The sequence below is a fragment of the Clostridium sp. CF012 genome (assembly GCF_018861755.1).
Classification (GTDB): Bacteria; Bacillota; Clostridia; order Clostridiales; family Clostridiaceae; genus Clostridium_AD.
Genome location: NZ_JAHLEF010000025.1, coordinates 39,298 through 66,012, shown reverse-complemented (window position 1 = coordinate 66,012; position 26,715 = coordinate 39,298). Strand labels below are relative to the sequence as shown.

Genomic DNA, 26,715 nt, shown 5'->3' with positions numbered 1-26,715 from the left:
AATTTATTACTCATTTCAACCCCACCATTTCCTGCTTTTTTTCTATTATACACAAAAATATCCTATAGGGTAGACTTTTTTTAAATTGTCTACTCTATAGGATACATTTTACACGATCCAGTGCTTTTTATTTATATTTTATTAATTTACAAGGAGCCACTTTCAAAGTCTTACTTATTTTTATTAACAAACTTATTTTGATATCCCATTTATCATTTTCTATTTCACTTAAAAAGCTTCTACTTATCCCTATATTTTCGGCTAATTGTTTTTGAGTTAGCTTTCTGCAGTTTCTATATGCTTTAATTTTTAGTTTGTAATTATCCATAATTTTATTATTTGTAATAATTTAGTGCGATATTGTCGAAAGTGTCGGGGCGATCGACACTGTTTGGATTTATAATAAAGAGGATGAAACAAGGTCGTTACTAATATTACACTTATTGCCCATAGTCAATGGTTTGCATTGTATTTTGTCTCGAAAGAACGTGCTTTCTCTACTTTAAGGGTACATAAGTATTATACATAAGAATAGATTTTAGGGGGGATACATACATGAAATTTTATAAAATAAAATATAACAATAGAATAATAATCCTGGGGTACTCACAGTATAAAAGTTTTGAATGGTATTGTACAAAAATTAAAGGGAGTACTATTTTATGCATTAACAATAATTCCAGTTCGCAAGATAAAAGAAAGATACTTCACAGTGTTATCCGTAAAATATCTTAGAATTTATTTATATAATTCACTTTTTTCAATGGACAGTGATATAGTTAGGTAAGGTTCGCCTCCACCATACATAAACAACAGTTTTGATACAATGGAAAACCCTTGAATTCAGGGGTTTTCATTGTTTTTCAGCGGAAGTATAAAGTCTTATTTAATATGGTCCATGAATCTACTCTTACCACATCAGCTGCACCATCTTTCTTGCCCTTCGGGGTTCCCTTTTTCTAGTTGGCTGACACGACCCCATTATGGAAACTGGAGGTTTCTGTTTGCTAGCCACCTAAAAAAAGAAAATAGGTATGTAGAAAATTTTAATATAGTCGATAACTGTATTATACGATAGATTAAAGGAGAGATGGAATTATGAAAGAGATAAAAGTTTTAATTGTTGATGATTCACCTTTTCAAATAGCATTACTAACAGATGTTCTCACTGAAAGTGGATTTGATGTAGTTGGTGAGGCAACATCATTAGAAGAAGTTATTGAGGAAGTTAACAGAGTAAGACCAGATTTAGTAACTATGGATATGACTCTTCCAGGAACAGATGGATTTGAATGTACAAGAGCTATACATAAAATTGATAAAGACATTAAAGTGATAATTGTTAGCGCGATGATGGATGATGAGCTTATAAAAAAAGCAAAAAAAACTCATGTATCTGGATATATTCAGAAACCTGTTGATTCAGAAGAACTATCTTTATTAATAAATAGAGTTATGGCAGATGAAGAATTATATTTACAACTAGAGAACTTATATTCTAATGTAATTAAAGAAGCTTTATTAAACATTTTCAATAAACTTACAAAGACAATTCCCGAGATTACAGACGAAAGTAATGATAATCTGGCTATACATAGTGAAGGTATATCAATAGTTATGGGGATTACAGGTAAATATTCAGGTAGACTAATTTTGGATATGTCATCTGTTACAGCAAATAACCTTGCAACAATATTATTGAAAAGAGACCCTAAAAACACTGAAGAGTTACTTAATGTTATGTCAGAAATATCAAATATGCTTGCAGGAAATGCATGTTCTATGATAAATAAAAAAAATAAGTTGTTTGGGCTAAGAGTTGCACCACCAACTATATTTCATGGTGAGTCAATAAATATATCAAAAGCAGAATTAGAGGATACGTTCGCAGCTATTGTTAAATCTCAATTTGGAAATTTGACAATAAATATAGGTTTTAATAGAGGTGAAGGGGAATGGATGTCAATCATATAAATCCAGTTTTAGAATCATTTAATAATATACTACCACAACTAGGGTTAAATAATATTCAGAAAAAAGGAATTGCTGTAAAGGGTAAATATATAAAAAGCATGGGTGTTGTGATTATTATTGGAATCATTGGAGATGTTAAAGGGAATATTATTTATGGAATGAGTATTGACACTGCAAAGAAAATTGCTTCAATAATGATGATGGGAATGCCTGTAGAGAACTTTGATGAGATACCACAAAGTGCTATCTCAGAACTTGTTAATATGTTAACCGCAAATATTGCAATGAATTATTCAAGTGATAATATAAATGTAGATATCTCTACACCAACCCTAATTCAGGGGGAATTTATGGCGAGTAGTAACGCTGATAAAGTTCTTTGTGTGGAAATGAGCGTAGATGGAATGGTTATTGAAGTTAATATTTCTTTAGAAAATAATAAGATATAGTGCTATATCTTATTCAATAGTAAAGATCATAAGCAAAAGTACTACTGCATGAAGAAGCAATTTCAAACATTGATATTCAAAAGATTGAAATTCTAAGTGGGGCACATTATTTACACTGGACAAACGCAGATAGAATTATTAGCCTAATTATCTCATACATAAAGCAATCACTTATTTTGAAAAGTGAAAAAGAAAAAGAAATTACGCCATGTATTAGTTGTAGTAACTAATACATGGCGTTTTCTTGTTCTAAAATTAAATAGTCTAATACCGCGAATGTGTCTGTAATAATCGTGTCCTAGTTGGTTTTCGTATGCTCTAATTTACTTATATTAGAGTGATAGGGAATGAGTTGCATCTTGAAAAGGAAGGTTTTTTGTATTAATTTAGTGAATTAACATATATATTGCAGTAATTTAATGAATAGTATATAATTAATTAATAATGTAATTAAATAATGATGATAGATATATCTATCAAGTAGGTGGGAGTAAAGGGTGATAATATTTTTTTCCGTTGTTGTTGTAGTTTTATCAACTTCACTATTTTTGTGCGATAATATATTGAAATTATTTGAAAAAAGATTATCTGAGACGACATATAAAGTTACCGCTAAATTCCGTTATTTTCTTTCTTGTTTAATTATAATAATGTTAGGAATAGCAGTAGGTAAAGTGATAATAGGTAAGTTAATATAATTAAGTTAAAGTTTTAATTTTAAGGAGTGTATGATATGTCGAAAATAATGTCTATATTAGAAAAATATAATTTGGTGGAAAAAGTTACCGTGGAAAAACCAAAGAGTCTTAATCCAGATTGGGAAAATAATATTCAGTTAAGTGAAGTACTAAATAATGAGAATAATATTCTTGAAATTGAGGCTATTGATCTTAAAGAAGAATTTAAATTGCCTGAACCAGTTATTAAAGAGAAATATTCTAAAGTGGAAACAAATACAGCATATGAAAAAAAAATGATGATAAATGAGATATATTCTTTGCATGGACTTGAAAATAGTGACATTAATACGGTTTTTATGTTGCAGAACTTTATTAATGCTTTGCCGCAAAATTTACCAAAGGATGTAATAAAAGAATCTGTTATAAATATAATTAGTGCTTCCAAAGTTGATTTAAATCATCTCCTTTCTGATGGAGAACAAAGGCTAGAAGTATTAGGTAAGGTAATGGATGGATATTATAATCAAACTAATAAGCGTATTTCTGAATATAAAGATGAGATAGCCAAGCTATTAAGTTTAATTAATGATTCTCAAGAACAAATAAAAATTAAAGAAAGTGTATTGGAAGAGCAAATATACTTGATTAAATCCGAATCTCAAAAAATAGATGGTATTATTAATTTTTTCCCGAAATAACATTATCATATATTTTCTTAATTTAAAATTGACTTATGAGGTGCTAGATGAAAGAAAAATATTGTATCACTATTGGTTTTAAAAGGTCACTAGTTCAATTTATTTTAAGTATTATTGCGTTAACAATTGGTTGTATGTGGGGATTAAATATAGAAAATAAAAAATGGAGTCAGTTAATTTATAGTGATATAAAAATAGCGAATATTGCTTTAGGTGGTAAAACTAAGGAAGAGGCAAAAAATATAATTAAATACCAATATATAGATGCTATAAAAAATAAGAAACTATATGTAACCGTTGACGATAAAATATACTCAGTAGACAACTCCAATTTGATTAAGGGTTATGATATGGATAATGTTATAGATAAAGCATTTAACTTTGGAAAAAATTTAAGCATAATTGAAAAACATAAACTTATAAAGACTGGAAGTAAGAAAAGATATAGTTTAGAGTTTACTTGTGATGATGACTCTATAGAGGGATTTACAAGGAATATTGAGAAGGAAAACAATAAGAATCCTATAAATGCAACTATAGAAATGGCAGCAGAAGGTGCAATTAAAATAGATGCTGATAAAAAAGGATATAAGATTGAAAAAGAAAAACTTAATAAAGATATTGAGAATAAAATTAAAGCTGGAGCAAATGAGGACATACATATAACGGCGCCTGTTAAAAAGACGGAAGCGGTGGTTACAAAAGCTACACTTTTTCTTATTAATACATGTATAGCATCATTTAGTACAAAATTTGAGTCATCATCTTTTATGAGAGCTAACAATATTGATATTTCTGTTAGAGCTATAAATGGTAAAATTTTAAATCCAGGTGAAAGCTTTAGTTTTAATGAGGTGCTAGGAGAGAGAACGCGAGAAAGAGGTTACATGGAGGCTCCCATTATAATTAATAATAAAATTGGATCTGGAATAGGTGGAGGTATATGCCAAGTATCATCTACTCTATACAATGCAATTTTAAAAACAGGGATACAAGGTATAGAGAGAATACATCATTCAGTGCCTTCTTCATATGTAGGGCTTGGACTTGATGCTACAGTTGATTGGGGGAATATAGATTTTAAGTTTAAAAATACGCTTGAATATCCAATATATATAGAGGCGCGTACTCAAAATAAAAATTTGTATATTAATATTTTTTCAAATTCAGATTTAAACAAAAAAAAGTATATTATTGATAATAATATAAATGGGGATGCAAATGGTTATAGAGTAAAGGTTATAAGAAAAACATATGAAAATGGAATGTTAATTAATTCAGAGTTTATTTCTAATGATGTATATATTCCTATGGACTCTGGGATTAAAAAAAAACTTGAAACTAATTTAGTGGATTTAACGCAGTATGGTTCGCCTCCACCACACATAAACAATAATTTTGATGCAATGAAAAACCCTTGAATTCAGGGGTTTTTGTTGTTTTTTTGGTTGAAATATAGTGTGAAAATTAAACTGAAAGCTTTGATTTTGAATTTAGGGGTGTTCATTTTTAGAGTGGGGTTTGCACTTTTTAGGGGAAGTATATAGTCTTCTTTGAAATATTTCCTCGAACAAGTCAAGAGGAGTGTGTGGTGAGTATAGAGAAGAAATAGGCTGGTATTTTATTATCATCGAATCTTTGCGAAACTTTGTTAATATTAAAGCAAACATGCGTATAGTAAATCTTACTTGAGTGTACAGGCTAAAATTAATATTGAATAAATAGAAAAGTAGAGTTATATTATAGATAATGAATGTTAAATAATAAATAACATTATTAAATAAAAACAATAACTTAGCAAGGATTGTATTTTATAATAAATTTAAATTTAAGGGAGGTCAATATATATGAAAATTGCAATTGTAGGATGTACTCATGCAGGCACAGCGGTTGTAGTAAATGCAAAGGAGCTTTATCCAGATAGTGAAATCACTGTCTATGAAAGGAATGATAATGTATCCTTTCTGTCCTGTGGTATAGCTTTAAGTGTGTCAGGTATAGTTAATGAACCAGAAAAATTATTTTATAATTCAGTAGAAAATTTGAGAAACAATGGAATAAATATGCGAATGAATTATGATGTAACGGAGATAGACGTAGAAGGGAAAAGGATTATAGCTAAAAACTTAAAAAATAATGAAATAACAAATGAGAAATACGATAAAATAGTTCTTACCATGGGATCATGGCCAATAGTTCCTAATTTTGAAGGCAAGAACCTTGAAAATATATTACTTTGTAAGAATTATGATCATGCTAAGACGATTATAGAAAAATCTAATAAATCTAAGAATGTAGTAGTTATAGGTGCAGGATATATAGGAGTGGAACTAGCTGAAGCTTTTGAAATAAAGGATAAGAATATAACCTTAATTGATGCAGAAGAGAGAATAATGAGTAAGTACCTTGATAAAGAGTTTACAGATATAGCCGAAGGGGAATTTAGAGACCACGGAATAAACTTAATACTAGGAGAAAAAGTTCAAAAATTCGAAGGCGATGATGGAAAGGTAGCTAAAGTAGTTACTGATAAAAATACTATAGAAGCAGACTTAGTTATACTTTGTATAGGCTTTGTACCAAACACAATGATTGTTAAGGATAAATTAGATACTCTTCCAAATGGAGCAATAATAATAGATGAGTATATGAGAACTAGTGCTGAGGGAGTATATGCAGCAGGAGATTGTTGTGTGGTAGAATATAACCCAGCAAAGGATAAGAGATATATACCACTAGCAACAAATGCTGTTAGAATGGGAACACTTGTAGCTAAAAATTTACTTGAGCCAACGCTTAAGTATATGGGGACCCAAGGAACCTCAGGAATAAAGATATATGACAAGTATATTGCGTCTACTGGTCTTACTGAGGAGGTAGCAAAACGTACTACTTCTATGGATATATGTTCTGTAACTATAAACGAGAATAATAGACCAGAGTTTATGCCAACCTTTAGTGAAGCTATGTTAAAGCTTGTATATGAAAAAAATACAAGAAGAATACTTGGAGGACAAATAATATCTGAAGAGGACTTGACTCAGCATATGAATACTTTATCTGTGGTAATACAAAACAATATGACCATAGAAGAATTGGCAATGACAGATTTCTTCTTCCAGCCTCACTTCAATAAACCGTGGAGTTTATTAAACACCGTGGCACTTAAAGCATTATAGATAATGAAAATTTAATTATGGAAAATTATGGACAGTGATAAAGTTAGGTATGGTTCGCCTCCATCAGTAAAATCCACAACTAATTAATTAGTTGTGGATTTTCTTATACCTTGATTTAATTTGATTTGACCTCGAACCGATGGAATTCAAGGTTTTAGCCACTTAAGCCAATGCTTAATACTTACTTGTGATAGTAAAAGAAATGTAGTTATGGTAGTGAATTATTCTTACTCGTTTGAAATATTCATCACATGCTTATCTCATTTAGGGTGTGTAAATAATTTTGTGTATTCTCTCTCTATGGACAAAAATTGATTTATTATTTATTTGTTAAAAAATGTAAATTAAAGTCGACGAATATTTTAACTTCGTCATGCCTTTATGGTATATTATCTGCACAATTGGTAAATAATATACATGCTTAATAACAGGACAGGGCAATGCTGAGGAGCAACCCGAGCGGTTATTAATTTTCTATACAGGAACGGGTGACCCCTTGGGTTGCCCGTTTTGAACGTTCCTGTTAGAATTAAAGCGATAAACCTCAGGGGTTTGGGGACGGAGTCCCCTAAGCTATGCTCCAGCATTTAGAACTTCACTAAATAATATATTGAGCTGGCTAATAACAAGATCCCAATCTGCGTATACTCGAGTCCATTTTCTGCTTACTTTTTCCGTAGCCAAATACAGCATTTTCATAAGACTATCGTCATTAGGAAATATAAGTTTTGTCTTAGTGACTTTCCTAAATTGACTATTAAGGCTTTCTATAGCATTTGTGGTGTAAATGATCCTACGAATATAATCAGGAAATACAAAGAAAGTTATAAGATTATCCCAATTATCTTCCCAGCTCTTTATTGCATTTGGATACTTACTACCCCACTTTTCTTTTGCTGAAATTAAATTTTCAAGTGCAACATCTTCGTTTACTGCACCATAAACAGTTTTCAAATCGGCTACAAAAGCCTTTTTGTCTTTATATGGCACATATTTCATACTTGCTCTCAATTGATGGATTATACAACGCTGTATCTTTGCATAAGGATATACAGAGCCTATGGCTTCCTTAAAACCATTTAAACCACCTACACAGAATACTAAAACGTTCTGCAAGCCTCTATTTCTAAGGTCATTAAGCACTGAAAGCCAGAACTTACTGCTTTCATTTGCACCCACCCATATACCAAGAACTTCTTTTTCACCATCCATATTTACACCCAATACAACATAAGCTGCTTTGATTACAATATGCTTGTCATCACGCACCTTGTAATGAATTGCATCCATAAAAACGAAAGAATATGTTTTTTCAAGGGGTCTATTTTGCCACTCTGTAACTGCAGGCATAATCCTGTTTGTTATATTTGAAACCATTTCAGCGGATATATCAACATCATATAGATTTTTTACTTGTTCTGATATATCTCTTGTAGTCATTCCAGCCGCATATAGAGCCATTATTTTATCTTCAATTCCAGTTATATTTCTCTGATGCTTAGGCAAAATTTTAGGCTCAAATTCTCCATTTCTATCACGTGGTATATTAAGCTCTACTGTTCCGAGCTCTGATTTAACAGTTTTTTTAGAGTAACCATTTCTACTATTTAGAGTTTGTTTTTCTGAAATATCATATTTGTCATACCCAAGTTCTAAATCCATCTCAGCTTCTAATGCTTCCTGAAGAACATCTCTGAACATGCTCTTCATAGCAGTTAAAACCTCATTTGGGTTTGCAAACTTTTGCTCATTAATATAATCTCTTAAAATCTCCTTAGAAATATCTGACATAAAAATACTCCTCCTTACAATATTGGATAATTAGCTTATCTCAATTATTGCCAAGAAAGAGTACTTTTTAATCTGTTTACACAAAATTATTTACAGGCTCCTCATTTATGATTTTAAACTATCTGATATTCCTTTGAAAAAATTTCCAATAGAATCACACACGCTTGCGAACCAACCTTTAGCCTTATCACTATCTAATGTATTTTTCATTGTACTAGCTACACCCTCAAGCTGTCCTTTTACTTTGCTGTAATCCAAGTTTAATTTATTTACATTTGTCATTAATCCAACAATACCACTTACATCATCTTTAGACAGATTGTAATTGTAATTATTTGTTACATTATTTACTATTTTCGTTATACCTTCCTCATTCTTAGGTTTATCTTTTATAACTTCACTCTTTACTTCATTGATTAATCCCGCAGCTTTATCTTGTCCAATTTTTTCACCTAGTTTGCCTGTAACTGCGACCTCTTCATTAGCTGTTTTCTTTGTACTTTCATCTAATTTTTTACCGTCTTTACTATTTTCGAATCCCTTTAATATGCCAGTCATAGCTGCCGTACCTGATACAGTGAATGGTGCAGAAACTTTAACATTAGCATTCTCAATTCCTGCTGTAATTAGGGCATTCTTTATCATACTATCATTTACCCATGTTACATTACTTGTATTCACTACTAAACCACCAGTAGTTGTTGGCTCAATATAGGAACATGATATCGACTTATTACCTAATTGATCTCTAGATACTGTACCTCCTAGATATTTCTTCTCCTCACTAGCTGTAACTTCAACAACACTCGCACTATTCCTATCTACACCAAAATACTTTAGCATGTCCTCTTTCTGTTGATTCGTCAAATCATACCCTATAGTAACACTCTTATATGAATCAGCGTATACATTGTTTATAGGTGTTGCAAACAAACTTGCTGTTAACATTACACCTAAGACTAATTTCTTATTCATTTAACAAGACCTCCTTATTATATTGATTTTTAGATTATATTACTTTTATACCAACATAGCTATTTTACGATATTAATCTTTTTATATGAAAAAGTAAGTATGGGATTTATTAGTCATTTATTATACGGATTTTTACATTTCTTCGTCCCCAATTAAGTACTTCAGCTTCTGTATTAAAAAATACATCGATGATGTTACCTTTAATAGCTGAACCAGTATCTGATGCAATAGCATATCCGTAGCCTTCTATATGAACTTTAGAGCCCATTGGTATAACCCTAGGGTCCACAGCTATAGTGCTGTATCCATTTGGATCTCTGTTTGTTCTAGCACCTGATGATGTAAAACCATCCATTGAATATGCGGTTGATTCCATAATGAAGTAGTTAGTTGAGTTTGATACATCAATAGGGATAGCATCAGATTTAGACGTTGAACTTTTACTAGAAGCTAAGTGTCTAGACATAGTAAATCTCTTGATTGCTGCTTGTTCTTTTTTTATTTTTGCAGCGGCTAATTCTTTTGCATTTTTGTTAGCAATTAATTTAGTTTCTTTTTTAGTTACGTTGCTAAGAAGCACCTTGTGTTCTTTTATATCTTTACTTAATTTTGTTAGAATAATTTCATTATTTGCTTTTAGCGCTGATAATTTATCATTCTCATTATTTAAAGTGTCTTTATGTTTTATTATAGAATTTCTTTGTTTTTCTATTTTAGCAATGAGATTTTTATCATACTCTATTATCCTTCCAAGCGTATCTACTCTCGATATAAGATCACTAAAACTAGTTGAATCTAGAAGTACCTCAAGATAACTATCTAGACTATTTATATACATAGCTCTTGCCCTTTTTTCAAACAAGTCTTCTTGATCGATAGCGTTTTTTTCTACAATTTCTAATTTAGTTTGTGTTTTTCTTACATCTTGAGTGATGTCATTCATTTTAGATTTGTTAATGTCAATTTTATTTAATACTTCATCAATTTCATTGTTGAAATTCTGTACTTTTATCTGTAAAGCTTTTTTGCTGCTTTGAGCTTGTTCTAATTCAGATGTTTCATTAGTATTTGGTGCAGCAAAAGTATTGACATTGATAGTTATTGTTAATGTTAGCATCATAAGAACAGATATTATTTTTTTATTCATTTATGAACCTCCTTAAAATGGCTATCAATACTAATAATATTTTTTATTATATTATAAATAAAGAATTATGTTAAAAAATATATATTTTCTTAAAAAAGACTAATTATGTTGCTAAACTTCATTATACAATTGTTTCTAACCTGGATGCAAGTAGGAAAATATTGTAAGGCAAAGGTTGGTTGCTTTCAATATTTACTGTTATGTTATATAATGGTGAAAATAATTCAAAATCCTTACAAAATGGGTAATGATAAAAAAACAAAAGGTTTCTTACCTCGTTCATTATAATGAATTGTAATTAATTATAGCCGTTATGCACTAAAATAGACATAGGATAAAGTCAGTATTCATAAAGTCTTAAGATTTTGATAAGGAGAAGGTTACCAAATGTTTTTTGCTTCGAAGTATAATAAATATGGGGATATATGGTTAAAAAAAGGAGGGTGATGATTGTGTTAACGAATATATTAATAGTTGATGATGAACAAGCTATTGCGGATTTAGTAGAAGTTTATCTGAAAAATGAGGATTACAATGTTTTCAAATTTTATAATGGTCAGGATGCTCTAAAATGTATTGAAAATGAAAAATTAGATCTCGCTATTTTGGATGTAATGCTTCCCGATGTAGATGGGTTTTCAATCTGTCAGTGTATCCGGGAAAATCATAATTTTCCAGTAATTATGCTGACTGCCAAGGAGGAAGAAATCGATAAGATAACTGGTCTTACATTAGGTGCGGATGACTATATTACAAAGCCTTTTCGTCCACTAGAACTGATTGCTCGTGTAAAGGCGCAACTTCGCAGATCTACTAAGTACAATTCTATGGAGTCAGCCGAAGAAGAACGGCTGATTGCATTTTCCGGTCTGGTTTTGGACATAGATAATCATGAATGTATGTTGAATGAGGAGAAACTCTCACTTACTCCTATAGAGTTTTCAATTCTGTGTGTGCTGGGTTCCAATCGGGGGCGTGTAGTTAGTTCTGAAGAGTTGTTTCACCAGGTATGGGGAGACAAATATTTCAAGAACAGCAATAATACGGTAATGGTACACATCCGGCATTTGAGGGAAAAGATGCACGATTCCGCAGAGCATCCCAAATACATCAAAACGGTATGGGGAGTTGGTTACAAAATTGAAAAATAAAAAAAAGAGCATTTTAAAAGCTAGTCTTATTATCTTTGTAATTATCCTGTTATGTTTAGGTATGATATGGCTGGTGAACAAAGTATTTAACGGAGCATTTAAAGAATGGTTTTATAATGAATTTTATGTTCATAGCGATTACCCAACTCGCGTAAAAGTAGGAGCCATATATAGAAGCTGGATCGAAATAAAATATTTTTTTATTAATATAATTATTGCTTTTGTATTAATTTTAGCATTATGGACAAGTATTATTGCACATTTTTATGCGCGTTATAGAAGTAAAAAAGACATCACCTTTATTACAGAAAGGATGAGTTCCTACATAAAGTCAAACAATGATGACTTAACACTACCCCGAAAATATTCTGAAATTGAAATACAGCTTATCAAGACAAAAGCAATTACACAAAAGCATCAGCAGCTTGTGCAAACAGAAATGCAGCGAAAAAATGATCTAATTACTTATTTGGCACATGACCTAAAAACACCACTTGCTTCAGTAATCGGATACCTGAGTATTTTGGATGAAGCACCAGACATGCCGGCAGAGCAAAAGGCGAAGTACGTTGGGATAGCTTTAAATAAGGCTTACAGATTGGAAGAATTGATTAATGAGTTTTTTGAAATTACAAGATTTAATCTGCAGTCCATTGTTTTGAATAAAGGGAAAATAAAACTCGCTTTTATGCTTTCGCAGATGGTTGATGAGGCTTACCCTATGCTTACACCGCAGGGGAAACAGGCCATAGCCCGCGTTCCAGAGGATCTCATTCTGGTGGGTGACGCGGACAAGATTGCCCGTGTCTTCAACAATATTCTGAAAAACGCCATTGCCTATAGTTATGAAAATAGCGTTATTGACATTTCAGCGGATAAGCAAGGGGAAAATATCTGTATTGCTTTCACCAATCAGGGTGATCCAATTCCTTCCCAAAAACTGGACATCATTTTTGAAAAATTTTACAGGCTTGATACCGCCCGCTCCACAAACACCGGCGGAGCGGGGGTGGGTCTGGCAATCGCCAAGGAAATCGTCACGGCCCATGGCGGAATTATAATAGCGGAAAGCAACTTGGAACATACCATATTTACGGTAAAGTTTCCATCATAAGAAAATCTTAAGATGTTCATAAGATTAAATTCAAATATGGTTCCTTATTCTGTGGTTAAATAGAGACATCACAGAATAAGGAGTTGTTTTTTTATGCGTCAAAAAAAAGAAAAGAAGAAATCAAAGTTTCGGGTTCTTCTGTTAATAATTATAGTTATTGGTATTGTTTTCTCTTATAAATCTAACATTGATCTTAAAGGTCAATTTATTAAAGGCCAATCTCTTAAAGGCCAATCATCGTCTAAAAAAGTTGTAGGCGATAAAGCTAGCCCTGTTTTATCATTAACGGTAGCATCTGATGCTGACCTTTCCAAATCCTTAGACAAGCTGAATAGTCCCAATGCTATTCTGGTTAGGCTAGATAATCACAGCATTTTGATGGAAAAAAACGGAAGTCAAAAGATTTACCCCGCATCTTTGACTAAAATTATGACAGCAATCGTTGCAATTGAGAAGTTACCTGATTTACAGGAAAATATAAAGCTTCCGAGTTCCATGTTTCGTAAATTGCACAAAGCGGATGCATCAATGGCAGGATTTCAGCCAGATGAGAAAGTCCGAGCAATTGATTTGCTTTACGGTGTAATGCTACCCAGTGGAGCAGAGTGCAGTATTGGGCTTGCAAACAGTATTGCGGGATCAGAGCAAAAATTCGTTGATATAATGAATGAAAAAGCAGAGGTACTCGGCATGAAGGGTACGCACTTTACCAATACCACCGGACTTCAAGACGATAATCACTACACCACCGTAAAGGATTTGGCGGTGCTTTTAAGCTATGCGTTGCAAAATAAGACGTTTCGGGATATTTTTACTTCTTCGCGCTACTCCACGTCACCGACAAATAAAAATCCGGACGGGATTACTTTTTATAGCACAATGTTTAAAAACATAGTGAATCAAGTGATTGACGGCGGCAAAATGTTGGGTGGCAAGACCGGATATACCAATGAAGCTGGGCTATGTCTTGCAAGCCTTGCTCAAAAGGATGGCAAGGAGTATATATTTGTGACGGTAGGAGCCAATGGCAATCACGGAACACCGCAATACAATATTGATGACGCTTACGCCGTGTATAACAAGTTAGGGAAATATTAAGTTATGAAAGGGTGAAACTGATTTTATAGATATAAAAATCCTAATATTGAGAAAATAGCATATGGAAATTTTGAAAGAGTAATAAAAACTATATTAAAATAATTATTATATATATACATTTTTAAATAAAAATATAAGGCGTTGGTGAGCAGATTGAAAAGAAAAAAGCCACTATGTAAAAGGATTTTTATTGTAGGAGTAGTATTTTCTTTAGTATTTAGTATTCTTGTGGGTAGATTATTTTATTTAATGGCCATTAAGGGTTATAAGTACAAAACATTGGCAGTGCAGCAGCAAACAAAGGGTATAACAATAGCTGCTTCTAGGGGGAGAATTTTAGACAGCAATGGTGTTGTCTTGGCATTAAGCATGAATGTTTATAGGGTAGATGCTGATTTAATTGTATTAAAAAAATATTTAGTGGATAATAAAATACCTGAGGGCGAAGCCTCTGAAAAATTATCAAAGATTTTTAATGTTAAAAGCAGCAATATTGAAAAAACATTAAATACAGAAAACATCAAAGGTAAAGGGCTTCAGTTTGTATCATTGAAAAGAAAGGTTGATCAGAAAGCGGTAAATTCTATTAAAAACCTGAAATATAAAGGAATAATAATTTCAAGTGATGTTAAGAGGATATATCCAAATGATAGTTTTTTATCACATGTTTTAGGGCATACTAATTTAGATGGTTCTGGAGTTAACGGAGTAGAGATGAGTTATAATGACGAACTAGCAGGTATTCCTGGTGTTAAAGTAGTAGAGCTAGATAGGGATAGTAATGAATTGCCTTATAAACGAGCTGTGAGAGTTCAACCTATAGATGGTAAGGACTTAACATTAACTATAGATGGACGAATCCAACATATAGCGGAAACAGTAGCTAAGGAAACGTTAGTAGAAAATGGTGCAAAGTCTGTAAGTATAACAATTATGAATCCAAATAATGGTGAGGTTTTAGGAATGGCAAATTCACCAGATTATAATTTAAACAACCCTTATATGGAGGGTATTATAACTGAGAAAGCACAGGAAACATGGAAGAATAAAGCTGTCAGCGATATGTTTGAACCAGGATCAATATTTAAGGTTATAACAGCCGCAGCTGCACTTCAAAACAATGCTGTAACTAATAAGGATCGTTTTGTGAGTAATGGTAGTATTAAAGTTGGAAGTAATACATTGTATAACAATGATAAAAAGAACTATGGTGTTGAAACTTTTCCGGATATAATTAAAAACTCTGATAATGTAGGGTTTGTAAGGTTAGGACAGATGATTGGAAAGGGTAATTTTTATAAGTTTGCACAACAGGTTGGTATTGGAGAAAAAACTGATATAGACTTGCCTGGTGAAAGCACTGGGTTAATAAAAAGTTTAAAAAATATTACACCGCTTGATCTTGCTACGATGTCATATGGACAAGGTGTTGCAGTTACTCAAATACAGTTTATGGCTGCGTTTAATGCAATTGCTAATGGTGGGGAATGGATTACACCACATGTTATGAAGGAAATATCCCATAATGTTAATGGTAAAAAAGTTGTGGACAAGCAATATAATAATCTAAACAAAAGAACCATAATGAGTAGCGAAAAGTCGGCACAATTAAGAACATACTTGGAAACGGTTGTTAAAGAAGGAACTGCGACTGGAACCTATATGGATGGTTATCATATAGGCGGGAAGACTGGAACTGCTAATAAAGTTAATAGCGCCAGCGGAGGCTATATTCCCGGAAAATATATATCATCATTTGTAGGTATGGCCCCTTCAAGTAATCCAAAGGTAAGCTTAATAGTTACTATAGAGGAACCAAACTCAATGAAATATTATGCAGGACAGACAGCAGTACCGGCAGCGCGTAAGCTATTTTCAGATTTGTTTCCAGTAATGGATATATATCCATATGATGAAAATGATAGAATTAACAAAAATGCTGCAAAAAAGAATTAAAACTATTGTTTAATTATATTGCTTAATAAATTGTAATCTTAATAAATGTTAAGAATTAATTACATTTTTCTTAAACTAATTTTTGTAATATTAGAGAGTAAGGAAAAGATATTATAAATAAATAGATGGAAGGATAGATTATATGGCACGAAAGAGAATTACACAATTATTTCCATTTTTATTACCGCTTAGAAAAATGCAAAGAAAAAATTTCTTCTACATACATATGTATTTTGATAAAAACAGCTATGCGAAAACGAAAGAAGATAATTCATTACCCTACAAGGTATTCGAAGCAGGATCTTTGTTGATAAACGACAACAGTGGATTTAATTTACAATATCAAATTAATAAAGTACATAATCTAAAACTTGCTGCGAAAGCAGTTAACAATATCTTAATACAACCTGGAGAAACCTTTTCCTTTTGGCAACTTGTCAAATCAGCCGATCGTTATGAAAATTATAAAGATGGATTAGTCTTACAGGATGGAAAAATAGTAGGGGAGTATGGTGGTGGACTTTGTCAATTAAGTAATTTAATTTTTTTGTTGCTGATTCACACCCCACTTACAATTGTAGAGCGACATACCCACGATATTAAAACATTTTCATCAGAGGCAACTGGTATTCCCGAAGCTACGGATGCTACTGTCAGCGAGGGATGGTTGGATTTAAAGGTTAAAAATGAGACGAATTACATATTCCAAATAAAGATTACATTCGATGATAGCTATATGCAGGGTTGTATTTTGACAAATAAAGAGCTAGCTTTCACGTACGAAATATTTAATCGAGATATATCCTATTATAGAAAAGGGTGCAATGTATTTCAGCAGGTATCTATTTATCAAAGAAAGTCAGATGAAAGATTACAACAGTTTTACGATAGTCTTCTTTATAACAATATATGTGAAATAGGATATCAGTTACATGATGATATAGAAATTATAGAAAGAGGAGAATAATATAATGAAAAAGAAAACAATTGCAATCATATTTGGGGGATGTTCTAGTGAATATGAGATTTCCTTACAATCTGCTTATTCTGTTATTATAAGCCTTAATCCGCAATATTACGATGTAACCTTAATCGGTATCACGCGGTCGGGAGTTTGGATGAGATATAATGGTTCACCGGAGCAAATTCTTGATAATACATGGATGGATATGGGAGCCTGCGTTCCCGCTATTATTTCACCTGATCGGCATATTCATGGGATGCTTGAGTTTTATGATGATAAGATAATTGCGACCAGAATTGATGTAGCTTTTCCCGTCCTTCATGGGAAAAACGGTGAGGACGGAACATTACAAGGTTTACTTACGATGGCTGGTATCCCTTTTGTAGGATGCGACACGTTGAGCTCGGCAATGTGCATGGACAAAGACATTGCACATAAAATTGTGCATTTGGCTGGAGTAAAAACGCCTCCATCAATTTTGCTGAGAGCTAAGGTTTCCGATGCAGAACTGATGGAGCGGGTTGTTTCCTTAAAATTTCCAATGTTTGTTAAACCCGTAAATGGAGGTTCATCCCTTGGCATCACAAAGGTTTCGCAAGGGAGCGAACTTCAAGGTGCGATCGCTGTCGCCTTTCAATATGACAATAAGGTTCTCATAGAGGAAGCAATCAATGGATTCGAGGTTGGTTGCGCTGTCCTTGGAAATGATTCGCTTACTATTGGCGAGGTGGATGAGATAGAACTGTCGAATGGTTTTAATGATTACACGGAAAAATATACCCATAAAACCTCCCAAATTCATATGCCTGCCCGCATCGACGCAGATATGGCTGTACGAATCAAGCGGACCTCTGTCATAATTTATCAGGCGCTGCGATGTTCCGGATTTGCACGGGTAGACCTGTTTTTAACACCGGATGGAGATATTATTTTTAATGAAGTCAATACCATCCCCGGTTTTACTTCTCATAGCCGCTATCCCAACATGCTTAAAGGAATTGGTATGACTTTTGATAAAATTGTAGATTCCCTTATAATGCTGGAGATGGGACGATGAGAACACTGACATTAGCCCCTAAAGATACTGCGATCCTTAGCAGTATCTTTTTAAAAAAAACAAACAAAAAGGAATTTAATTCAAAACAAACACATATGGACAGAGCGTGGATTGAAATAAATTCAACCAACTTAAGACATAATGTGAAAGCCTTAAGTGAGGTGCTTTCAGATGGATGCGAATTGATGGCTGTTGTGAAAGCCAATGCCTATGGACACGGTGATGTGGAGGTAGCAACCAATCTAAACCAATTGGGTGTTAAATCTTTCGCTGTTGCCACAATAGACGAGGCTATCCATTTGCGGACGCACGGAATTAAAGGCAATATACTGATTTTAGGTTATACCTCACCGAAGAGGGCTAGAGAAATGCTTTGTTACAATTTGATGCAGACGATAACCGATTATGACCACGCAAAACAGCTTAATGCGTTCGGAAAACTTATACAGGTTCACATCAAAATTGATACTGGTATGCATCGTTTGGGTGAACGCTGCAACAACACGATAGAGATTGATAAAATCCTGCGATGCGAGAATTTGAAGGTCTGTGGAATTTTTACTCATCTATGCGCCGCAGATAGCACAAAAGCAGATGATACTGAATTTACCATAAATCAATTTCATAGTTTTTATGCATTACTGCATCGGCTTGAGAAACTTGGGCATACATTACCTAAAATTCATATACAAAGCAGTTATGGGGTCTTAAACTATCCTGAACTCCAATGCGATTATGTCAGAATCGGAGATGCACTATACGGTGCATTAAGTTCGCCTGATAATAAAACAAGACTGCAGATAGATTTGCAACCTGTTCTGGCTTTAAAAGCCAGAATTGTACTCGTAAGAACAATTTGTGTAGGAGAAAGTGTCAGCTATGGCCGTCAATTTATTGCACAAAGGGAGACACGAGTTGCCATTCTCCCTATAGGCTTTGCAGATGGACTTCCGAGAAGCCTTTCCTGTGGGGTGGGTTATGTCTTGATTCACGGCTGCTTTGCACCAACCATTGGTCGAATTTGTATGGATCACCTCATGGTTGATGTCACCGATATTCCTGGTGCTCGGAAAAATGATATTGTTACATTGATTGGTTGTGATGGCTCAGAGAAAATTACAGCACAACACTTAGCTAAAAATGCTGGAACAATTGCCAGTGAACTCCTAAGTCGGTTAGGAAATCGGTTGGAAAGGGTAATTTTATGAATTGCCAAATGTTTTATTGCTACGTTCAAAACGGCAAAACCGATTGAATGGTTTTCTGTAGACCTATATTTCAAATTGACTGATAAGTTAATGGTCTATGAAGGTAAGTTGGTTGTCAGTCTGCTTGACGGGACTGAAGTAGAATGTGGAATTGAATAGAGACTAAAATTTATGCCGTCTGGGGTGAAGCAAAGTATTCACCTTAGTCGGCTATTTTTGTGTGTTAATTAATGAATATTTCTCTTCATCGCCTAAAATATAGTTGACAATTAGTCTAATTAGACTATAATATAAGTGTTATTAGTCTAATTAGACTATGTCTGTAATGGCTAAAAAATTAAATAAGTAACTACTTAACATTTATTGAGAGCTGGAAACATTTCTTCATAAATATTAAATAGAAAGAAAGGATGAAAGAAATGATTAAATCGTTTTTAATGTTAGGACAGTCAAATATGGCTGGACGAGGGTTTATTCATGAAGTAACCCCGATTTATAATGAAAGAATACAAATGTTGCGTAATGGTAGATGGCAAATGATGACTGAGCCCATCAATTATGACCGTCCTGTTTCAGGAATAAGTCTGGCTGGTTCATTTGCAGATGCATGGTGTCATCAAAATCAAGAAGATACTATTGGCTTAATTCCTTGTGCTGAAGGTGGAAGCTCGCTGGATGAATGGGCTGTAGACGAAGCACTTTTTAGACATGCAATAACTGAATCTAAATTTGCTATGCAGAATAGTGAGTTAACAGGAATTCTATGGCATCAAGGAGAAAGTGATAGTATCAATGGTAATTACAAAGTCTATTACAAAAAATTACTTTTAATTATTGAGGCTCTTAGAAAGGAGTTGAATGCTCCAGATATTCCCCTTATTATTGGCGGTTTAGGAGATTATTTAGGCAAAGAAGGATTTGGAAAAAGCTGTACTGAATATAACTTTATTAATCAAGAGTTACAAAAATTTGCTTTTGAACAAGATAATTGTTACTTTGTCACAGCCTCAGGTTTAACTTCTAATCCTGATGGTATTCATATTGATGCAATTTCTCAAAGAAAATTTGGTTTACGATATTTTGAAGTCTTTTCTAATAAGCAACATGTAATGAAGCCATTAATTAATGAAAATGAGTTGATAAATCTTAATCATGCTAGAACGCATACAAAGGCAGAAAAGATATATATAAAAATTATGGATTTGGCATTAGGAAAAATATCATATGATGAATTCGAGTCTCAACTCATACAAATCAACAATGGGTAAACTTTATATTTATGGAATAACTATTAGCATAGTTTTGATGAAGAATATAAAGGAGGTGTTTTCTTGATACCATTACTAATCTTAGGTTTATTAAAACAAAACCCAGGTTCTTACGGATACGAATTATTAGCCTTAATGGAAGAGAGACACTATAAATATATAGTAAATTTCACTAAGGGGTCATTCTATTATAATCTTCAACAATTAGAAGAAAAGCAATATATTGAAAAAATTGAAAAATTGGATAAACTAGACAATACTAGAGAGACGCATAATTATATCATCACTGAGCTAGGAGATAAAGAATTTGAAAAATTGATGTATAAGTATGGCTCTAAGACAGAGTATATAAATTTATCTTTTTATGCAGCAATGCTATTTGCTAATGAATATAAAAGCGAGGAGCTAACAAAACTAATAGAAATACAAATCGAACAAACTAAAAAGAAAATTTTTTTATTAGAACAATCTCTTGGGCATTATGAAACTACCCTTACTTATTTTAGAAAAATGTTGGAAAATTCACTTTCTCATCATTTAGTAAATGTTCAATGGTTTGAAGGACTGTTAAAAGATATAAGAAATGAAAATTAATAAAACTTTCTATTTATTTATTAACGGTAGTTTTAGTCAGAGCTACCGTTTTTTATAGTTTTGATTTTAACATATAGCATGAATGGTAGATTTTGAGGTGCCACTATCCTATTGTTCTGCCATAAGAGTAAGTTGATTAAATTCATAGATGTTGAATTAAATAAGGAATATTTGAAGGCATATAATGAGGTTTCAGGAGCCTTAGAAAGGTCAATTGCAGACAAGTACTTTTTAAATGAGGTTTTAGATGATTTTATTGAAATGTTTTATACAAGTCAAGAGGAAGGCAGAAATATAGAAGATGTTCTTCCAAAGGGGGCAAAGGGTTTTATTAATGATATTGAAAAAACCTACTATAAGGAAATTCCTAAGAAAGATGTTTATCTTGGATTACTAGGAAGGGCATTTATGTACATTGCACTATTCTGTTTAACTTTCTATTTACAAAACAGTGGTTCAATGATTGTATTAATAGGAATACCAGCAGGTTTATTTTATGCGATTCTAATGCATTTTATATTTGGAAATTTAAAAAATAGCAAATTAAGAACAATAATTGATTTTATAGTTTATGCAATGTTAATTATAGGAAGTGAAATTTTTAGTGGTGTATCAAAGGTAGACTTATCAGATGCGATTATCCTTCTGCTAATAGTAGGATTTGGAATCGTAGGATATGTTGTTTCTTCAAAGAGAAATATACTTAGTAGAAACAAAAGTAGAAGGTGAGAAGATGGCAAAAACAACACAATTATTGAAGGGGTAATTTTAAAGGTAATTTCGAAAGAAGAAACTTATGGCTATGAAATTTACAAGAAACTACAGGAATATGGTTTTGAAGATTTTGCAGAAGGGTCACTTTATCCATTACTTCTAAGGCTAGAGAAAAATAACTTAATAAAGGCAGAGAAAAAACAATCTCTCTTTGGGCCAGATAGAAAGTATTATAGCTTAACTGAGGAGGGGCAAAGGGAAATGGAGGAGTTTATAGAAACTTGGGACAGTATTAACGGAAATGTACAAAAGGTATGGAGAAAATAAGCTGGCTAATCTATTAATAAGCGTATATACAAAGTTAAATAAGCTATCATTAATGGTAGCTTATTTATTAAGTAATCTAAAGCTAAAGGAGGGGATTTTATAATGAACTATGAGGTTATAATATTTGATGCAGATGAGACTTTATTTGATTTTAAAAAATCTGAAAGAGATGCTTTTAAAAATACTATGCTTGAATTTAATATAGAATATGATGAAAATCATCATTTGAAAGTATATAAAGATATAAATACAATTATTTGGAAAGAACTTGAGGATGGACTTATTACTCAGAAAAAATTAAAAGTTGAAAGGTTTAAAAGATTATCAGATAGTTTGAATGCTGGATTTAATGAGGAGCAATTTGCGAAATCGTATATGAAGCATTTGTCTTTTGCGTCATTTTTATATGATAATAGTATAGATATTGTAGAAAGTCTGCATAAAGATTATAGACTTACTATAATTACTAATGGTCTTAAGGATGTTCAGGATAATAGAATAAGAAAGTCTATTATAGCAAAATACTTTGAGGATATAGTAGTATCTGAGGAAGTTGAAGTATCAAAACCAGATCCTAAAATATTTGAACACGCTTTAAAAAATATAAATCAAACTGACAAGAGCAAGGTATTGATAGTAGGGGATAGCTTAACCTCTGATATACAAGGTGGGATAAACTTTGGTATAGATACATGTTGGTTTAATCCTAATAAAATTGTAAATAAAACGTCAATAAAACCTACTTATGAGGTTTCTAATTTGATGGAACTCAAGGATATACTTGGGAAATAACCACAAGTTTTGTATAAATTAAGTGCATTATTGTTTTCACATTCCACATCCAATTAATAATATTTAAATCTAAATAAACATGATATAATAAAATGAAAAAATTGTATGAACAAAGGAGACATTAGATATATGAATTTTTATTTCGCACCTATGGAAGGGCTGACTGGGCACATTTATAGAAATGCGCATAATGCTTTTTTCAATAATATAGATAAATACTTTTCACCTTTTATTGCCGCAAATCAAAGTGAAAGTTTTAAAACACGGGAATTAAATGATATTTTGCCTGAAAACAACAAAGGACTAGTTTTGATTCCACAATTACTAACCAATAATGCAAAAGATTTTATTCATACTTCAAAGAAAATAAAGATGCTGGGATACAATGAGATCAATTTAAATTTAGGATGTCCTTCTAGAACTGTAGTTTCAAAAAATAGAGGATCTGGATTTCTTTCAAAAAGAGAAGAACTTGATGTGTTTTTAGAGGAAATTTTTTCTCAATCGATAACAAAGATCTCATTAAAAACCAGGATAGGAAAAGATAAGCCAGAAGAATTCTATGATTTAATCGAAATATTTAACAAATACCCTATAGAAGAGCTTATTATTCATCCAAGGACTCAAAAGGATTTTTATAAAAATAAGCCTAATCTGAAAATCTTTAAGGAAGCCTTGATTTTAAGTAAAAATCCTGTTTGTTATAATGGTGACATTTTTACAATCAAAGATTACAAGGAGTTTTCGGCTGATTTCCCTAGTGTAGATACTTTAATGCTTGGCAGAGGATTATTAGGAAGTCCTGGACTGATCAGTGACATTACAAATAGTATTAAACTTGAAAAAAAATTACTAAAAGACTTTCATGATAAAATTTATGAAGATTATAAAAGAATACTCTTTGGAGATAGGAATGTCTTGTTTAAAATGAAAGAATTATGGTTTTATATGATTCCGGTGTTCTCTGATAATGCAAAATATGCAAAAAAGATTAAGAAATCAGAAAGATTATGCGATTACGATGAAGCCGTTTCAAGCTTATTTAGGGAACAGGATGTTTTAGAGAATTGAGCTGAAATAGATGAAATTATAGGTTGGAATGGAATAAATGCGCACCCATATTTCATCTTTTTTAGTCCAATCATCAATTAAAAAAAGACTTGTTTAAGTCTTTTTTTAATTGATGATTTATTTGAGTTCAGTATTAACCCATTTATCTATTTTTGAATTGCGTCTTTACCATTTTCAGCAATTAAAACCGTCAACTGCTTTTTCTTAAGAATTATTTCAGTTATTCTTTGATTTATTTTATCATCTTCAACTAAGAGTACAGTTTTATTGAAAGTATTTCCACTTATTGATCTACCTGTGGTTTTTCTTATGCACAGCATTAAAGTAAAATATTGAGAATATTATGATATAATGATATTGAGCTTAATTACTATTTTTAATATTCAAATAAGCACATTTAGATTACATGTTTGGGGGGGAGTGGGTTGACATTGGTGAATAAAAAAAATAATAAAAATCTATGGATTAAGAGATGTTTATTAATTCTTGTAATCATTTTTATAATTACAATGAGCTTTTTAATTTTAACAAACAAAAGAATTTTTGATACAGAGTTTGATAAGGGTACCAATATCAAACTTGAAAATTTAAATAATAACCAAGTTGGAAATTTGAACAAGCTATGCAAGGTTTGGGGTATTGTTAAATATTATCACCCTAAGGTTGTAACAGGTTCATTAAATTGGGATTATGAGTTATTTAGGGTAATGCCCAAAGTAGTTGAAGCTAAGGATTCAAGCGATGTTGATGAAGTTTTATATAATTGGATTAATGAATTAGGTGAGGTGAAAGAAGGAGTCTATGACAAAAGTAATGATATTATGGTAGATACTGACGTTAGTTGGATAAAGGAGGATAATCTTGTAAATAAAAAGTTAGGTGATTTATTGGTTAAGATTTCAAAGACGAATATTTCTAAAAGAAATAATGCCTATGTAAACTTTGATAAAGAGTCTATATATACTGAATTTAAAAATGAAGAATCCTATTTAAATATGAAATATGATGATGATGGATTTAAAATTCTTAGTTTATTTAGATATTGGAACATAATTCAATATTATTATCCATACCGAAGTGTAATTGGAGAGGATTGGGATGCTGTTTTAACTGAGTTTATACAAAAGTTTGCTAAATGTGACAATGAACTGTCTTATAAGCTTACAGTAGCAGAATTAACAACCAAAATACATGACTCTCATGTAGTGGTTAATGATGTAAAACAGGTTTTAAATAGATATTGGGGATCTAATATAGCTCCTATAAAGTTTGATTTGGTTGAGGATAAAATTGTTGTTACACATAAGATAGAAAAGTATGCAAATGATTCTAATGTACAAAAGGGTGATGTCATATTAAAGATTAATGATAAAGATATATTTGAGGTAATAAAAGAAAAATCTAAATATATATCATTTTCAAATGATAAAGCAATAGTAAATAATTTAACACCATATTTATTTGTAACTCCAGATGATAGTTTAAAACTTACTTTAGAGAGAAACGGTAAAGAATTAAAAGAAAATATTAAATGCTACAGTGGAAATATATTTGGAGTAACTGAAGAGTCCCATAAGCTTTTAGAAGGAAATATAGGATATATAAATCCTGGTGCATTAAAGAAGGGAGAAATAGATAAAATCATGAGTGAGTTTAAGGAAACTGATGGGATAATAGTAGATTTAAGATATTATCCGTCAGATATTATAACTTATAGCTTGGGAAACTATCTTATGCCAAAGAAGGTTACTTTTGCAAAAGCAACAATAGCTAATAGAGCTGTACCAGGAGAATTTATATTTAGTGATGAATTAGAGGTTGGAAATGATAATCCTAATTATTATAAGGGAGAGGTTATCATAATAATTAATGGAGCTACTCAAAGTAATGGTGAGTTTACGGCCATGTCACTTAGAAATTCACCTAATTCAAAGGTTATAGGAAATAATTCTATTGGTGCAGATGGTAATGTAGTTACATTTAACTTACCAGGAGGGATACAAACTAGAATCACAGGGGTTGGAATTTATAATCCAGATAAATCAGAAACCCAAAGAGTTGGAGTAAAACCTGATATTTATGTAAAGCCTACTATAAAAGGAATAAGAGCGGGTAGAGATGAACTTGTAGAAAAGGCTGTAGAACTTATAAAAAATTAGTGTAAAAATATTAGAGAAGTTGCTAGTGATGTAGTAAAAAAAATTATATTTGGTAGAATAATGTAGCCTCCACCATTGAAAGCCCACAACTAATTAATTAGCTGTGGGCTTTCAATGGTGGAAAAAGTTGGAATTAAGCTTGTAATGTATACCTATTAGGTATACAATGCACGTATACGGTTTTAGTATACATTTAAGGAAGGTGTTTACAAGTATGGTTGATGAAGCAAAACATATTGATTAGATGGATTCCAAAGGTAAAAAAGAATTGGAGGAGTCACCTAAGTTTGATGAGTTTTGCTTGAGGCAGTTCAATGTTGTAGTTTTACAGATTTCACAAAGCGACATT

The 26,715-nt window shown here is 32.0% G+C and carries 27 protein-coding genes; 22 read left to right on the top strand and 5 right to left on the bottom strand.

Features of this window, described 5'->3' with window-relative positions:
- Positions 1 to 127 precede the first annotated feature (127 nt).
- Positions 128 to 328 (bottom strand): helix-turn-helix domain-containing protein, encoded by a 201-nt coding sequence (locus KPL50_RS18595; protein WP_216300042.1) that lies wholly within the window; start codon positions 326 to 328, stop codon positions 128 to 130.
- A gap of 227 nt (positions 329 to 555) precedes the next feature.
- Here KPL50_RS18595 and KPL50_RS18590 point away from each other — a divergent pair, with 227 nt between their 5' ends.
- The 7 genes from KPL50_RS18590 (at position 556) to KPL50_RS18560 (ending at position 6,980) form a co-directional block, all read left to right on the top strand.
- Positions 556 to 735 (top strand): hypothetical protein, encoded by a 180-nt coding sequence (locus KPL50_RS18590; RefSeq protein ID WP_216300041.1) that lies wholly within the window; start codon positions 556 to 558, stop codon positions 733 to 735.
- A gap of 363 nt (positions 736 to 1,098) precedes the next feature.
- Positions 1,099 to 1,974 carry a response regulator gene (locus KPL50_RS18585; RefSeq protein WP_216300040.1) on the top strand — a complete coding sequence of 292 codons (876 nt, stop codon included), beginning with the start codon at positions 1,099 to 1,101 and terminating at the stop codon, positions 1,972 to 1,974.
- Positions 1,956 to 2,423, top strand: coding sequence for a chemotaxis protein CheX (locus tag KPL50_RS18580; protein WP_216300039.1), 468 nt, complete (start codon positions 1,956 to 1,958; stop codon positions 2,421 to 2,423). The genes KPL50_RS18585 and KPL50_RS18580 overlap by 19 nt, the downstream gene beginning before the upstream one ends.
- A 497-nt stretch (positions 2,424 to 2,920) precedes the next feature.
- A complete protein-coding gene (locus tag KPL50_RS18575; protein WP_216300038.1) occupies positions 2,921 to 3,121 on the top strand; it encodes a hypothetical protein in 201 nt (66 codons plus the stop codon).
- A 35-nt stretch (positions 3,122 to 3,156) separates the two neighbouring features.
- Positions 3,157 to 3,801: a hypothetical protein gene (locus tag KPL50_RS18570; protein WP_216300037.1), complete on the top strand. Its 645-nt coding sequence runs from the start codon at positions 3,157 to 3,159 to the stop codon at positions 3,799 to 3,801.
- 47 nt (positions 3,802 to 3,848) lie between these two features.
- On the top strand, positions 3,849 to 5,222 hold the full coding sequence (locus KPL50_RS18565) for a VanW family protein (RefSeq protein ID WP_216300036.1): 1,374 nt from the start codon (positions 3,849 to 3,851) through the stop codon (positions 5,220 to 5,222).
- 426 nt (positions 5,223 to 5,648) lie between these two features.
- Positions 5,649 to 6,980 (top strand): FAD-dependent oxidoreductase, encoded by a 1,332-nt coding sequence (locus KPL50_RS18560; RefSeq protein WP_216300035.1) that lies wholly within the window; start codon positions 5,649 to 5,651, stop codon positions 6,978 to 6,980.
- Positions 6,981 to 7,553: 573 nt separating this feature from the next.
- On the opposite strand, the gene KPL50_RS18555 is transcribed toward KPL50_RS18560, so the two are convergent.
- The 3 genes from KPL50_RS18555 to KPL50_RS18545 all read right to left on the bottom strand — a co-directional run bounded on the left by KPL50_RS18555 (position 7,554) and on the right by KPL50_RS18545 (position 10,893).
- A complete protein-coding gene (locus KPL50_RS18555) occupies positions 7,554 to 8,771 on the bottom strand; it encodes an IS256 family transposase (protein ID WP_216300034.1) in 1,218 nt (405 codons plus the stop codon).
- A 105-nt stretch (positions 8,772 to 8,876) separates the two neighbouring features.
- Complete coding sequence (locus KPL50_RS18550) at positions 8,877 to 9,746, bottom strand: DUF1002 domain-containing protein (protein ID WP_216300033.1); 870 nt, start codon at positions 9,744 to 9,746, stop codon at positions 8,877 to 8,879.
- A gap of 109 nt (positions 9,747 to 9,855) precedes the next feature.
- Positions 9,856 to 10,893: a 3D domain-containing protein gene (locus KPL50_RS18545; protein ID WP_216300032.1), complete on the bottom strand. Its 1,038-nt coding sequence runs from the start codon at positions 10,891 to 10,893 to the stop codon at positions 9,856 to 9,858.
- Between the two features lie 446 nt (positions 10,894 to 11,339).
- Between KPL50_RS18545 and vanR the strand changes: the two genes are divergently transcribed.
- The 14 genes from vanR to KPL50_RS18480 all read left to right on the top strand — a co-directional run bounded on the left by vanR (position 11,340) and on the right by KPL50_RS18480 (position 24,207).
- A complete protein-coding gene (gene vanR, locus KPL50_RS18540) occupies positions 11,340 to 12,044 on the top strand; it encodes a VanR-ABDEGLN family response regulator transcription factor (protein WP_253200700.1) in 705 nt (234 codons plus the stop codon).
- Positions 12,034 to 13,158, top strand: coding sequence for a cell wall metabolism sensor histidine kinase WalK (locus KPL50_RS18535; RefSeq protein ID WP_253200698.1), 1,125 nt, complete (start codon positions 12,034 to 12,036; stop codon positions 13,156 to 13,158). Before vanR ends, KPL50_RS18535 begins: the two co-directional genes overlap by 11 nt.
- Before the next feature lie 93 nt (positions 13,159 to 13,251).
- Positions 13,252 to 14,256 (top strand): D-alanyl-D-alanine carboxypeptidase family protein, encoded by a 1,005-nt coding sequence (locus KPL50_RS18530; protein ID WP_216300030.1) that lies wholly within the window; start codon positions 13,252 to 13,254, stop codon positions 14,254 to 14,256.
- 153 nt (positions 14,257 to 14,409) lie between these two features.
- The gene (locus KPL50_RS18525) at positions 14,410 to 16,212 is read left to right on the top strand and encodes a penicillin-binding protein 2 (RefSeq protein ID WP_216300029.1); all 1,803 of its coding nucleotides are present in this window, start codon (positions 14,410 to 14,412) and stop codon (positions 16,210 to 16,212) included.
- Positions 16,213 to 16,354: 142 nt separating this feature from the next.
- Positions 16,355 to 17,179, top strand: a complete 825-nt coding sequence (gene vanW / locus KPL50_RS18520) for a glycopeptide resistance accessory protein VanW (protein ID WP_216300028.1) — start codon at positions 16,355 to 16,357, stop codon at positions 17,177 to 17,179.
- Between the two features lie 4 nt (positions 17,180 to 17,183).
- The gene (gene vanG, locus KPL50_RS18515) at positions 17,184 to 18,233 is read left to right on the top strand and encodes a D-alanine--D-serine ligase VanG (protein WP_216300027.1); all 1,050 of its coding nucleotides are present in this window, start codon (positions 17,184 to 17,186) and stop codon (positions 18,231 to 18,233) included.
- Complete coding sequence (gene vanT, locus KPL50_RS18510; RefSeq protein WP_216300026.1) at positions 18,230 to 19,441, top strand: serine racemase VanT catalytic subunit; 1,212 nt, start codon at positions 18,230 to 18,232, stop codon at positions 19,439 to 19,441. Before vanG ends, vanT begins: the two co-directional genes overlap by 4 nt.
- Positions 19,442 to 19,860: 419 nt before the next feature.
- Positions 19,861 to 20,709, top strand: coding sequence for a sialate O-acetylesterase (locus tag KPL50_RS18505; RefSeq protein WP_216300025.1), 849 nt, complete (start codon positions 19,861 to 19,863; stop codon positions 20,707 to 20,709).
- Between the two features lie 63 nt (positions 20,710 to 20,772).
- Complete coding sequence (locus KPL50_RS18500) at positions 20,773 to 21,303, top strand: PadR family transcriptional regulator (RefSeq protein WP_216300024.1); 531 nt, start codon at positions 20,773 to 20,775, stop codon at positions 21,301 to 21,303.
- Between the two features lie 132 nt (positions 21,304 to 21,435).
- On the top strand, positions 21,436 to 22,032 hold the full coding sequence (locus KPL50_RS18495) for a hypothetical protein (protein ID WP_216300023.1): 597 nt from the start codon (positions 21,436 to 21,438) through the stop codon (positions 22,030 to 22,032).
- A gap of 21 nt (positions 22,033 to 22,053) precedes the next feature.
- Positions 22,054 to 22,344: a PadR family transcriptional regulator gene (locus KPL50_RS18490; protein WP_216300044.1), complete on the top strand. Its 291-nt coding sequence runs from the start codon at positions 22,054 to 22,056 to the stop codon at positions 22,342 to 22,344.
- Positions 22,319 to 22,447, top strand: a complete 129-nt coding sequence (locus KPL50_RS27535) for a hypothetical protein (RefSeq protein WP_290443252.1) — start codon at positions 22,319 to 22,321, stop codon at positions 22,445 to 22,447. Before KPL50_RS18490 ends, KPL50_RS27535 begins: the two co-directional genes overlap by 26 nt.
- Positions 22,447 to 23,136: a YjjG family noncanonical pyrimidine nucleotidase gene (locus KPL50_RS18485; RefSeq protein WP_216300022.1), complete on the top strand. Its 690-nt coding sequence runs from the start codon at positions 22,447 to 22,449 to the stop codon at positions 23,134 to 23,136. The genes KPL50_RS27535 and KPL50_RS18485 overlap by 1 nt, the downstream gene beginning before the upstream one ends.
- Positions 23,137 to 23,265: 129 nt before the next feature.
- Positions 23,266 to 24,207: a tRNA-dihydrouridine synthase gene (locus KPL50_RS18480; protein WP_216300021.1), complete on the top strand. Its 942-nt coding sequence runs from the start codon at positions 23,266 to 23,268 to the stop codon at positions 24,205 to 24,207.
- A gap of 146 nt (positions 24,208 to 24,353) precedes the next feature.
- On the opposite strand, the gene KPL50_RS18475 is transcribed toward KPL50_RS18480, so the two are convergent.
- Entirely contained in the window at positions 24,354 to 24,527 is a 174-nt protein-coding gene (locus KPL50_RS18475; protein WP_216300020.1) for a hypothetical protein, read from the bottom strand.
- Between the two features lie 114 nt (positions 24,528 to 24,641).
- Here KPL50_RS18475 and KPL50_RS18470 point away from each other — a divergent pair, with 114 nt between their 5' ends.
- Positions 24,642 to 26,366 carry a S41 family peptidase gene (locus KPL50_RS18470; protein ID WP_309245195.1) on the top strand — a complete coding sequence of 575 codons (1,725 nt, stop codon included), beginning with the start codon at positions 24,642 to 24,644 and terminating at the stop codon, positions 26,364 to 26,366.
- Positions 26,367 to 26,715: the final 349 nt, after the last annotated feature.

Bases quoted from the DNA above. Each gene is read 5' to 3' on its own strand.
- KPL50_RS18585 (WP_216300040.1), top strand. From the start codon at position 1,099: ATGAAAGAGATAAAAGTTTTAATTGTTGATGATTCACCTTTTCAAATA.
- KPL50_RS18545 (WP_216300032.1), bottom strand. From the start codon at position 10,893: ATGAATAAAAAAATAATATCTGTTCTTATGATGCTAACATTAACAATA.
- KPL50_RS18590 (WP_216300041.1), top strand. From the start codon at position 556: ATGAAATTTTATAAAATAAAATATAACAATAGAATAATAATCCTGGGG.
- KPL50_RS18595 (WP_216300042.1), bottom strand. From the start codon at position 328: ATGGATAATTACAAACTAAAAATTAAAGCATATAGAAACTGCAGAAAG.
- KPL50_RS18480 (WP_216300021.1), top strand. From the start codon at position 23,266: ATGAATTTTTATTTCGCACCTATGGAAGGGCTGACTGGGCACATTTAT.
- KPL50_RS18580 (WP_216300039.1), top strand. From the start codon at position 1,956: ATGGATGTCAATCATATAAATCCAGTTTTAGAATCATTTAATAATATA.
- KPL50_RS18555 (WP_216300034.1), bottom strand. From the start codon at position 8,771: ATGTCAGATATTTCTAAGGAGATTTTAAGAGATTATATTAATGAGCAA.
- vanT (WP_216300026.1), top strand. From the start codon at position 18,230: ATGAGAACACTGACATTAGCCCCTAAAGATACTGCGATCCTTAGCAGT.
- KPL50_RS18565 (WP_216300036.1), top strand. From the start codon at position 3,849: ATGAAAGAAAAATATTGTATCACTATTGGTTTTAAAAGGTCACTAGTT.
- vanG (WP_216300027.1), top strand. From the start codon at position 17,184: ATGAAAAAGAAAACAATTGCAATCATATTTGGGGGATGTTCTAGTGAA.
- KPL50_RS18475 (WP_216300020.1), bottom strand. From the start codon at position 24,527: ATGCTGTGCATAAGAAAAACCACAGGTAGATCAATAAGTGGAAATACT.
- KPL50_RS18485 (WP_216300022.1), top strand. From the start codon at position 22,447: ATGAACTATGAGGTTATAATATTTGATGCAGATGAGACTTTATTTGAT.
- KPL50_RS18570 (WP_216300037.1), top strand. From the start codon at position 3,157: ATGTCGAAAATAATGTCTATATTAGAAAAATATAATTTGGTGGAAAAA.
- KPL50_RS18505 (WP_216300025.1), top strand. From the start codon at position 19,861: ATGATTAAATCGTTTTTAATGTTAGGACAGTCAAATATGGCTGGACGA.
- vanR (WP_253200700.1), top strand. From the start codon at position 11,340: ATGATTGTGTTAACGAATATATTAATAGTTGATGATGAACAAGCTATT.
- KPL50_RS18560 (WP_216300035.1), top strand. From the start codon at position 5,649: ATGAAAATTGCAATTGTAGGATGTACTCATGCAGGCACAGCGGTTGTA.
- KPL50_RS27535 (WP_290443252.1), top strand. From the start codon at position 22,319: ATGTACAAAAGGTATGGAGAAAATAAGCTGGCTAATCTATTAATAAGC.
- KPL50_RS18550 (WP_216300033.1), bottom strand. From the start codon at position 9,746: ATGAATAAGAAATTAGTCTTAGGTGTAATGTTAACAGCAAGTTTGTTT.
- vanW (WP_216300028.1), top strand. From the start codon at position 16,355: ATGGCACGAAAGAGAATTACACAATTATTTCCATTTTTATTACCGCTT.
- KPL50_RS18530 (WP_216300030.1), top strand. From the start codon at position 13,252: ATGCGTCAAAAAAAAGAAAAGAAGAAATCAAAGTTTCGGGTTCTTCTG.